Genomic DNA, 6,589 nt, shown 5'->3' on the forward strand with positions numbered 1-6,589 from the left:
AAAAGGTAATTTTACAAGAGATTACAAAATACTACATTAGTAGTAAATGTGTCAAGTTACTCAATTTTGGAGTCGCGATCAGAACTGATTGAACTGCATTAATATCAAAAATTGTAACTTTCTGTGAGAGTGGTACTTAATATTACAGTTGAAACATTTATTAGGTATGCGATCGCTTTGGCTAAAGCCTGATGTAGAATAACTGAGAAGTTAAATTTAACTTTTAACCGTTGACAAAGTTGAAATGTCGTAATTTTTACATAAAATCAGGTTTAATAATGAATTTTTATTTGTTTAACACAAGCTCATAAGTAATTACACGTCAGCAATACTTCCTTACGAAGTTTTACAAGTAACATATTTTGCTCCGGTTAGTCTTTTAGTTCTTGGTAGAGATTATAAACAGGGTGCTAGCCCTATGTCCTAAATAGAGCTTTTCTATCATGACTCGCATTATTGTCATTACATCTGGAAAAGGCGGCGTGGGTAAAACCACCATAACAGCCAACTTGGGCATAGCTTTAGCCAAGATGGGTAATCAGGTTGCATTGGTTGATGCTGATTTTGAATTGAGAAATTTGGATTTGCTGCTGGGACTAGAAAAACGAATAATATACACATTATTTGATGTCTTGGCTGGGGAATGTCGCTTAGAACAAGCTTTGGTAAAAGATAAACGCCAACCAGGTTTAGCACTTTTACCAGCAGCCAAAAAACGTACCAAAGAATTAGTAACTCCAGAACAGATAAAACCATTATTGAATGACTTGGCGCAGAAGTATGAATACATACTAATAGATAGTCCAGCAGGTATTGATGCAGGATTTCAAACTGCGATCGCATCTGCAACTGAAGCATTAGTTATCGCTACACCAGAAATTTCCTCAGTACGTGATGCTAACCGTGTAATTACCTTATTACAAGCACAAAAGATAAAACCCATTCAATTAATTGTTAACCGTGTTAGACCTGGAATGGTACGCGATTTAAATATGATGTCCCCAGAAGATGTCCAAGAACTTCTGGGAGTTTCGCTTATAGGATCGATTTGTGAAGACGAGCGTGTGATCGTTTCTACTAACCATGGTCAGCCTTTAGTATTAGGAAAAAACAAATCGCCTGCTGCAATTGCTATTGATAAGATTGCTCAGAATTTAGGAGGTAAAAAAAATAACAAATCTCTTGATTTTGACTTATCCAATGACAGAATCTTGAATAAAGATTCTACTATCGATCCAACTACTGAATTTATAAGTTTATATCCCTATTTTTAGGAATCAGGGATTGGGGATTGTGGGGCCCCCTCTGGGGATAAGGGGTAATGGGGATTGGGAATTAGGTAGTAAAGAGACAAGGACGAAAGAAAAGACTGGGAGGTTCTGTAATTTGCATAAGGAACAATATTATTGATTTTAACGACTTCAACTTTCAGAATACTGATGTTTATTCTCTGTTGAAAACAATGAAGTCTGCGAATCTTCGCCAAGTTACAGAACGAGACGAGGCGATGGAAAATCTATCAAAACGCCAAAAACATGCTTTAGCTATGGCTTTGTGGATGGAAAACAAAAGCGATCGCACAAATCATGTTTTTGCTCGCCGGATAAAGCAGTTGCTGTTGCGTGCATTTGTGATTTATCAGCATCGTCAGCAGTTATTGCCAGATCAATTAAACAAATATCACCTTGATTATAAAAATCGATTAAAGCGGTGTTTAGATATCATGCCAGAAAGCAGAATTTGTTGGCAAGGAGACAGATTCAATATCAAAATTCCGTTTTACTTGCTTTTATTTTTAGAAGAAATATTTACTGTTTATCCTAATATTGAGGACGAAAAAAGTTTAGAATCTAACAATATTTCTCAGCCATCTCAGTCTGTTGCTGACAAATCCAATTATACAAAATTTGGGTTTGATTATTACATTATTTGGGGAAAATTTGTAGAGTGGTTAATTGATATTTCTGGGAAAAAGTCAATCATTGTAGAATTAAAGAAAAATCTTGGTTATATCAGCTTAATTCCGATTAGTGTTGGTGGTAAAAATGTCAAAATACGTGGTATTGGAATTAATTACCATGATTTGTATCATCTAGAAGTTGCCCAACTAAATAGAATTCAGATAGGTAAAAATTGGGTCAGTGGAATACATGGAATTAATGCAGGAATTTTCCATGATCTCCCAATTGTAGAAGAGTATGATGGTTATTTAGATGAGGCTAGGGTTGCAATTCATGAGGGTTTAACTAGACCTACAGCCTTTAGTGTTTTGAAGACATTCTGCTGGTTGATTTTGCTAAGTCTGCATGGGATAAATTCTTTAGCAGTCTTGATCCGTCATTTAAAAAGTTTGAAAACAAAGCAGGAAGATTTGATCAACGCGATCGCGCTTTGATGAGATGGTCAAAGAAACCCCGCTTACCCAACCGAGCGATCGCACCAGCAACTGGTAATCTTGGCATATCTAAAATTTCAGCAGTTTTACTGCTATCTAAATGTCCTATTTGCTGCACAGTTTCCAAGATTTTTTGGTCAAACTCCAAATTAGAGAATTCATTTTGCAATACACCTACAATTTTATCGATCACATCTTTGGCATTGGTAACTGCTACACATTGACCACCTGTAATTTGAGCGATTGTCCTGAATGCTTGTTGTGCCAGCATATCACCACTCATACATAATCCATGAATAATAACTTGGTGATTTTCTGCCGTTGCAGTTATTGACTGGACATCCAACCCACTAGGACAAGCATCAGGCCAAGCATCACCATTATGATACTTGCGCCCATCAAACATTTTTTCTTGTAGCCATTTGCCAAATCCATGAGGTGGTGCATCACCTACAAGTAAAATGAAACGGCAACTGTGCCGACGCCAATTCATTTTTGTACAAGCGTCGTAGACACCGCTATATAATGCTTCCGGCCCATCACCACCACCATCAGCTCTGAGTTGATTGATGACTTTCTGCATTAGTTGCAATTTAGGCGTAAGCGAATAAACACGGGTAACAAAAGAGTTATCTTGTGGAGGATGGTCGCGGTATTCTACCAAACCAATCTGCAAATCAATATTACTATTAGTTGACAGCACCTTGATGGCATTTAGTAATTGTTGCTGTGCTGACTGAATAAAACTACCCATACTGCCAGTTGTATCTACAACAAAGCACAAGTCAACGTAATTAAGAGGTTTCATGGAATTTTGAATATTAATTAACTTGCTTGAATCTTACAAATTTGTGATAAACTATGAACGGAAGTTTAAATTCGGTTGTGCGGTTTGTTTTTATTTGTACTTATATTACAGACTTCTCCGGATCTAAAACTCTACGCCATGTGATTCTGGAGATGTTTTATGTCGATTTACGTTGGTAACCTTTCCTATGAGGTTGAACAAGATGACCTCAAGCAGGTGTTCTCAGAGTATGGAACGGTTAAAAGCGTTCAATTACCTGTAGACCGCGAAACAGGTCGTGTGCGAGGATTCGCCTTTGTAGAAATGGGATCAGAGGCAGAAGAAGCTGCGGCAATTGAAGCGCTTGATACTGCTGAATGGATGGGTCGTAGTCTGAAAGTTAATAAAGCAAGACCAAAATCAGAGGGAGGTTCCTTTGGTGGTGGTGGTAGACGTGGCGGAAATAATGGCGGAGGATACTCCCGTCGTTACTAAACTTTAAAAACAAAGTTTAACTTTTAAGTCTCTTGGGCAGGCTAGGAGTCTGCCCATTTTTGTTCTCAGTTGACTGGATTGACGAAGAAAAAGTGCATTTGAATGGCAAATTTTCGGTTTTGAGGTAAACAGGAAAACATTAGTTGAGTATTCCCTTACTTTTCCCCTCACCAAAAAAGCAAATAAAATGTTTATGAACTGACCGCTATCCAGTAGTAATATCTAAGTAGGAGATAGAATGACCCAAATAGTAGTGGGCGAAAACGAAGCACTTGAGTCAGCTTTACGTCGATTTAAACGCCAAGTTTCAAAGGCGGGAATTATGCCTGACTTAAAGAAACATCGTCACTTTGAAACTCCTCTTGAGAAAAACAAGCGGAAAGCTAAAGCGGTTGCTAATTCCCGGCGGTATAAGAAACGTTTCCGCTCTTAATGTTTGTAAATTTATTATAAACAATACTCAATTAATATCTAGCGGCAATGCCGCTAGACATTAAGTCTACTTGTCATCCCGCACGGGTAGTACTGTATCTAAAATCTCCATGAGCAATTCTAGTCGGGATGGACGAGACAACAACGGTACCAAATTTGGCAAAGAGTAGTAGTCTCCCGCGAAACTTAAGGTGTCTACAGGTATTTGCTTCTCCTTCAAATTGCGTTCAATGTAATCACACCAGCCTCCAACTCTGACAATAATCACATTTGGGATAACTCCCAAATCGCGCTGATAAGCTTGGTAAGTAGCAGCAAAGTATGGTTGGGTGTTTTCACCTTCGTCGGTGACGATGATAATTTGTTCTACCACCTGCTTTTTCAGGCGCATAGTTTCTAGCCCCGCACCAACACTAGTTCCACCGTTGGGGAAAATATGCTGAAATGCCTTTTCCCAATCTGATAGTTGACTACCAGTGGCTTTGACTGGATAAGCAATGGTGTCGAAAGCATAAACAAATAAGTTTGCTTCAGTAATACCAGAAATCAAGGCAGCTATTTGCTTACCGACTTCTAACGCTACATCCATACTTCCAGACTTATCAACTAACAAAGCTGTCGGCTTGACAATTTTACCACGCTTCTTAACTTGTTCGTTGGCGACTTTTTCTAGTCGTGCCGCAGTTTCTGTATCCAGTTGGGTGACATCAGCAGCGACTGTGGCTTTGAACGCAGATATCCGGTCACTCTTAGTCGCTTGTTCTAACTTCCCATCAATCAACGCCTTGACTTCAGGGTGATCCATCGCACCGCGTTGCTTCAGAGATTTGAGGTTGTTAATTACCTCCTGTGGTGACATGGAGTTAATCAGCGCCACCAAAACGGTTGGGGTAAGTTGCTTAACTGCACCAATGGCAATAGTGTAAGGAATATTATGCTCAACAATTAAAGCTGCTTGTGCAGATGTTGTTTCTGCTTTTGCCAACTGTTTGAGAATATAAGCCAAGCTATCTTCTGGTGGTGCATCTTTGAACAGCACCGCATCTGCACGCATACTTGGTTTAATATGCAAAGTTGCATAGAGGTGCTTCATAGCCTTACGTCCCCGTAAAGCAGCACGATCAAAAAACTGGGGTTTTAGTTCTCGCGATCGCAAATAGCGTTGCACAGCAGTACGTGCAGAACGGGGAACTTTACCGCGTTGCTGCTTCATAAAGTCTACAATCCGCGCCACTTGATAAGGTGGAAACTCTTGCAGCAATATAAAACCAGCATCACGGTGTGCAATCACATTGCTTGTTAGCAGATGTCCCAAAAAGACTTCCTTGTGATCACGGACATCACCGTTGCGTTGATACCATACAGCCAGATGACCATAGAAAATGGGATCAAGTTCTATGATTAACTTGTGGAATTCTGCTACCTTCTCCAACTCGCGGTGAGGCGTAGTTAGCAAGCTGTTGAGAAGTTCTAAACGCAAGTCGCGTTCTGCTGTATTCATGGGTACTACCTCCATTAGGGATTTGGGATTTTTTTATTGCAACCAAAATCTAAAACCGTGGAGTGTAGTTGTCACATGCTACGAGGTGAATGAAATCACCGCGCAAGTTGAGAAAGCTATTGGTTTATACACAGGAATTGAACCTATTACCATCGGTTAATAGCCGACTGCTCTACCAATTGAGCTAGTATGTAAGCTTTTTCTGTTAGGGCGCGGTGACAACTACTGTTGTAACTGCAAGAAGCTTGGATATCAAATGCTACATTTAGACTTAGTATTAAGATTGCCGCACAAGTAGAGGAAGCATAAGCCTGAAGACGGCTTCAGACGTAGACTCTGTTTTTTTGCTTATATTAGGAGTATGTAAGCTTCCGCGATTAGGGTACGGCAACAATTACTAAAAAACATCAAGATGTTGCAAATCTGGTTTAACCCAGCTATTTCTAGCCTCCCAGGACATCAACAAATCCCGGCTGTAGTATTGCAGTGGTAGATGCTTATTACCATAACTATCAATGAGTCCGTTAGTTAGCTGCAATAAAGAGACTTGCTGTTGGTTAACCAATAAATAACGACGCACCATATAAACCCAGAACCGGGTGAGAGTTTCGTGATAACCACTGTCTTTGGTGGTTTGGATACCCATAGCTGCGTTATAGCGTTGGATATCTTGGCGAATGCGTTCGCCTGCTTGTTTTTCCCCGTAATATATGAGGTAATATAATGCCACTGTCAAATGTGCAATATGATTCCACTGACATCGTGGTAATGTGCTATTTTGGAATGCAGTTACAAGATTTTCGATTTCATGAATTGTCTGGTATTTACCGTTTTCATGACTCATTATTGATGATTTCAGAGCAAGTTTGCTCCTATTGGTTCTGGCTGATGTTTAATCTACTTATTTATTAAGTTGCTGCATAATACACTAAACATCTCCAAAATAGTATATTTTGTGGTAAAAGAACGTCAATAGAAG

General features: G+C 39.4%; 7 protein-coding genes and 1 tRNA gene. 4 read left to right on the forward strand and 4 right to left on the reverse strand.

Annotated elements, in window-relative coordinates; translation table 11 throughout:
• Positions 1-443 precede the first annotated feature (443 nt).
• A complete protein-coding gene (gene minD, locus AC5JMK_RS15770; protein WP_495910520.1) occupies positions 444-1,274 on the forward strand; it encodes a septum site-determining protein MinD in 831 nt (276 codons plus the stop codon).
• A gap of 188 nt (positions 1,275-1,462) precedes the next feature.
• Positions 1,463-2,395: a hypothetical protein gene (locus AC5JMK_RS15775; protein ID WP_096675845.1), complete on the forward strand. Its 933-nt coding sequence runs from the start codon at positions 1,463-1,465 to the stop codon at positions 2,393-2,395.
• Here AC5JMK_RS15775 and AC5JMK_RS15780 read toward each other — a convergent pair.
• Positions 2,376-3,203, reverse strand: coding sequence for a vWA domain-containing protein (locus AC5JMK_RS15780; protein WP_096675846.1), 828 nt, complete (start codon positions 3,201-3,203; stop codon positions 2,376-2,378). The two genes, AC5JMK_RS15775 and AC5JMK_RS15780, sit on opposite strands and share 20 nt — an antisense overlap.
• Before the next feature lie 159 nt (positions 3,204-3,362).
• On the opposite strand from AC5JMK_RS15780, the gene rbp reads away from it, so the two are divergent.
• Together rbp and rpsU are read left to right on the forward strand one after the other, a co-directional pair.
• Complete coding sequence (rbp, locus tag AC5JMK_RS15785) at positions 3,363-3,677, forward strand: RNA-binding regulator (protein ID WP_053454929.1); 315 nt, start codon at positions 3,363-3,365, stop codon at positions 3,675-3,677.
• A gap of 238 nt (positions 3,678-3,915) precedes the next feature.
• Complete coding sequence (gene rpsU / locus AC5JMK_RS15790; RefSeq protein WP_016859922.1) at positions 3,916-4,110, forward strand: 30S ribosomal protein S21; 195 nt, start codon at positions 3,916-3,918, stop codon at positions 4,108-4,110.
• A 66-nt stretch (positions 4,111-4,176) separates the two neighbouring features.
• On the opposite strand, the gene AC5JMK_RS15795 is transcribed toward rpsU, so the two are convergent.
• The 3 genes from AC5JMK_RS15795 to AC5JMK_RS15805 all read right to left on the reverse strand — a co-directional run bounded on the left by AC5JMK_RS15795 (position 4,177) and on the right by AC5JMK_RS15805 (position 6,454).
• Positions 4,177-5,610 (reverse strand): vWA domain-containing protein, encoded by a 1,434-nt coding sequence (locus AC5JMK_RS15795; RefSeq protein WP_096675847.1) that lies wholly within the window; start codon positions 5,608-5,610, stop codon positions 4,177-4,179.
• Between the two features lie 124 nt (positions 5,611-5,734).
• A tRNA-Asn gene (locus AC5JMK_RS15800) sits at positions 5,735-5,802 on the reverse strand.
• 205 nt (positions 5,803-6,007) lie between these two features.
• Complete coding sequence (locus AC5JMK_RS15805; RefSeq protein ID WP_096675848.1) at positions 6,008-6,454, reverse strand: hypothetical protein; 447 nt, start codon at positions 6,452-6,454, stop codon at positions 6,008-6,010.
• Positions 6,455-6,589: the final 135 nt, after the last annotated feature.

Source organism: Pelatocladus sp., from assembly GCF_059505505.1.

Excerpts from the sequence above, each read along its gene's own strand:
- AC5JMK_RS15795 (WP_096675847.1), bottom strand. The coding sequence starts at position 5,610 with ATGAATACAGCAGAACGCGACTTGCGTTTAGAACTTCTCAACAGCTTG.
- minD (WP_495910520.1), top strand. The coding sequence starts at position 444 with ATGACTCGCATTATTGTCATTACATCTGGAAAAGGCGGCGTGGGTAAA.
- AC5JMK_RS15805 (WP_096675848.1), bottom strand. The coding sequence starts at position 6,454 with ATGAGTCATGAAAACGGTAAATACCAGACAATTCATGAAATCGAAAAT.
- AC5JMK_RS15775 (WP_096675845.1), top strand. The coding sequence starts at position 1,463 with ATGAAGTCTGCGAATCTTCGCCAAGTTACAGAACGAGACGAGGCGATG.
- AC5JMK_RS15780 (WP_096675846.1), bottom strand. The coding sequence starts at position 3,203 with ATGAAACCTCTTAATTACGTTGACTTGTGCTTTGTTGTAGATACAACT.
- rpsU (WP_016859922.1), top strand. The coding sequence starts at position 3,916 with ATGACCCAAATAGTAGTGGGCGAAAACGAAGCACTTGAGTCAGCTTTA.
- rbp (WP_053454929.1), top strand. The coding sequence starts at position 3,363 with ATGTCGATTTACGTTGGTAACCTTTCCTATGAGGTTGAACAAGATGAC.